This is a genomic window from Gammaproteobacteria bacterium (assembly GCA_024235095.1).
Classification (GTDB): Bacteria; Pseudomonadota; Gammaproteobacteria; order Competibacterales; family Competibacteraceae; genus UBA2383.
The window spans coordinates 1-3,138 of the sequence record JACKNC010000007.1; the positions used below are offsets into that span (position 1 = coordinate 1).

Genomic DNA, 3,138 nt, shown 5'->3' on the forward strand with positions numbered 1-3,138 from the left:
CCGGCGCTTGCGCCCTTGACCTTGACCGGGAAGCAGACGACCTCGAAACCGCTGGCGGGCAGCGTCTCGAGGGCAGCCATCTTCTCCATGTGGCAATAGCCGCGCACCATTCCGGCGCGATGGCCTGTCCCGGATCAGCGCCCATGAGACAGAACTGGCTTAATTGAGAAGAGAGGATTTTCGGCTCATCGTAGCTCTATCAAAGGAAGCGAAGATGAGACAAAAATCCGGGCCGCAGACATCGATGGCCGAGAAGACGCTCAAAGACATCCGCCGCGCCACGCGCAAGCATCATTCGGCCGAGGACAAAATCCGGATCGTCCTGGAAGGCCTGCGTGGCGAAGACAGTATCGCCGCGATCTGCCGCCGTGAGGGGATCGCCGAAAGCCTGTATTATAGCTGGTCGAAGGAATTCCTCGAAGCTGGCAAGAAGCGCCTTGCAGGCGATACCTCCCGTTCGGCAACGAGTGACGAGGTGAAGGCGCTGCGTAGGGAGAGCCGCGACCTGAAGGAGGCGCTGGCCGACCTCACCCTGGAGAACCGCCTGCTCAAAAAAAGCATGATCGGGCATGGGGGCGACGACGAATGAGATATCCCGCCACCGAAAAGCTTGAGATCATCCGGTTGGTCGAGCAGTCACATCTGTCGGTCCGGCAAACCCTCGAAAAGCTCGGCATTCCCAGGCCAACATTTTACAGATGGTGTGACCGGTTCCAGACCCACGGTGTCAAGGGACTGGAAGACCGGACGTCCGCGCCGCCACGGGTGTGGAACCGCATTCCAGACGATATCAGGGGCAGGATCATCGAAATGGCGCTGGACCACGCCGATCTGTCGCCGCGCGAACTGGCGGTGAAGTTCACCGATACGGAAAGCTATTTCGTATCAGAGGCTTCTGTCTACCGCCTGCTCAAGGCCCATGACCTGATCACGTCACCAGCCTATATCGTCATCAAGGCCAACGACGAGTTCAAGGACAAGACCACGCGGCCGAACGAGATGTGGCAGACCGACTTCACCTATCTGAAGGTCATCGGCTGGGGATGGTTCTACCTGTCGACTATTCTCGACGATTACTCCCGCTACATCATCGCCTGGAAGCTGTGCACCGGTATGAAAGTCGATGATGTCACCGACACGCTCGACCTGGCGCTGGCAGCCTCAGGCTGCGACAAGGTCAAGGTCGAACACCGGCCGCGCCTGCTGTCCGACAACGGTCCGTGTTATGTCGCCTCTGATCTCGGTGAATGGCTGGAGACATACAAGATCGACCAGGTTCACGGCGCTCCCGGCCATCCGCAGACACAAGGGAAAATCGAACGCTGGCATCAGACGTTGAAGAACCGCATCCTCCTCGAAAACTACTTCTTCAAGGAAGACCTCGAAGCCCAGATCGCGGCCTTCATCGAGCACTACAACCATCGCCGATACCACGAGAGCCTCCACAATCTCACCCCGGCCGACGTCTACTTCGGACGCGGCCAGACCATCCTGCTCGAACGCGAAAGGATTAAACGAGACACCATCAAACAGCGCCGCTTGAACCACCAAGCCAAAGCGGCTTAAATGAACCCGCAAACCGAGCCGGAAACTCCACTCTTCCAGAGCCCAAAAAGTCTCAAATCATTCGACGACGGACAGCTCGTTATTAACTTGAATCTTAAATGGCGATATGAAGTCGCGCGCGATAATGCCGCTTATTGCGAAACCAAAATTTGCCCCAGTGGTACCGGCGGCTTCAAGCATGATTCCATCATCCAACTTTCCAACGATTACCCCGGTAACCTCGCCATCTGAGTTGACCAACGGGCCACCCGAATTTCCGGGTTGGACAGGCAATGAGATTGAGAAAAGATTGCTGTTTCCGCCAATGCCTCTCCGACCCGTTACTTTTCCGAACACAACGGTAAAGTCATTGTCCATCAGCGTTGAAAGTGGAAAGCCGCCCGCAATCAAGGATGCACCCAACTGGGATACCTCATCACTGAAGATAGCTGTCGTAACACCTTTGCCATTTGGGTTAACCAAAATAGCAGCCAAATCCAATTCGCGATTAAAACGCAAAATCTTAGAGCCCGATTCAAAAGTTATTCATTGCTCGCAATGCCTTGCCAACCGCCGCATGAGAATGCGGATATGGGCGATGAGGGTCCATGCTGTTGAACTCTGGATGGATTTCTCCCAGTCCTTGGCCAGCCTGCGGGACCTTCCCAGCCATGCGAACGTGCGTTCGACAACCCAGCGGCGCGGGAGACCTTGAAGCCCTTCTGGTCGTCGCAGCGCCTGACAACCTCGATGGTCCAGTCGCCATTGCCCGTCAGCGCCTGTTTCAGCTTGTCGCCGCTATACCCGCCGTCTGCAAAGATGTGCCGCAAGAACGGATAGAAGCGGCGGATCGATCGTAGCGTCGGCACCGCCCCGTCACGATCCTGAACTGCAGCGCTATGCACCAGCAACCCGACCATGAATCCGTTGGTGTCAGTCACAATATGACGCTTGCGGCCTTTGGTTTTCTGGCCCGCGTCATACCCACAAACCCCTCCACTTTCAGTGGTTTTAACACTCTGACTGTCGATTATCCCGGCACTCGGGCACGGTTCCTTGCCTTCAAGTTCCCGCGCCACCTGCACCAGCGCAAAATTCATCAACGCCAAGGTTCCATCGTTGCGCCAGCGGTAGAAATAGCCCCGCACCGTGGAAACAGGCGGGAAATCCTTCGGCAGCATTCGCCATGGGATGCCGCCGCCAGCGATGTAGAGAATTGCGTTCATCACCTCGCGCATGTCGCTCGTACGAGGCCGGCCGCCTGTTCGCGAAGGCGGAACCAGCGGTGACACCACAGCCCACTCGTCGTCCGTCAAATCGGTTGGATAGCGGTCGGAATTGCGGTTATGCTCGGCGCGGGTGATATCAGTCCAGGACATAGTGGCCTCCATCGAATCTTTGACAATCCGACGGAATCACATCCCACTGATATCACTCAACAACTTTCAAATCGGGCTCTTAGGTTGAAGGTGATATTAAGTATATAAAAATTGATGCAGAGGGAGGAGATTTAATAATAATTCGCGGCGGAAAGAATTATATTAAAAAACATAAACCATTTGTTTCCTTTGAGTTTGGAGATAATAGTATTAT

3 protein-coding genes and 1 pseudogene are annotated in these 3,138 nt (G+C 55.3%); 2 read left to right on the top strand and 2 right to left on the bottom strand.

Going from position 1 to position 3,138, the window contains the following annotated elements; genetic code table 11:
- The first annotated feature begins 214 nt into the window (after positions 1-214).
- A protein-coding gene (locus tag H6973_20730; protein MCP5127940.1) for an IS3 family transposase occupies positions 215-1,566 on the top strand; the annotation gives its coding sequence in 2 pieces (ribosomal slippage) (positions 215-551 and positions 551-1,566; 1,353 coding nt in all).
- A gap of 57 nt (positions 1,567-1,623) precedes the next feature.
- On the opposite strand, the gene H6973_20735 is transcribed toward H6973_20730, so the two are convergent.
- Complete coding sequence (locus H6973_20735; protein MCP5127941.1) at positions 1,624-2,064, bottom strand: trypsin-like peptidase domain-containing protein; 441 nt, start codon at positions 2,062-2,064, stop codon at positions 1,624-1,626.
- 27 nt (positions 2,065-2,091) lie between these two features.
- A pseudogene (locus H6973_20740) lies at positions 2,092-2,924 on the bottom strand (IS5 family transposase).
- Positions 2,925-3,019: 95 nt separating this feature from the next.
- Here H6973_20740 and H6973_20745 point away from each other — a divergent pair.
- The coding region (locus H6973_20745) for an FkbM family methyltransferase (GenBank protein ID MCP5127942.1) at positions 3,020-3,138 on the top strand (119 nt) is incomplete at its 3' end.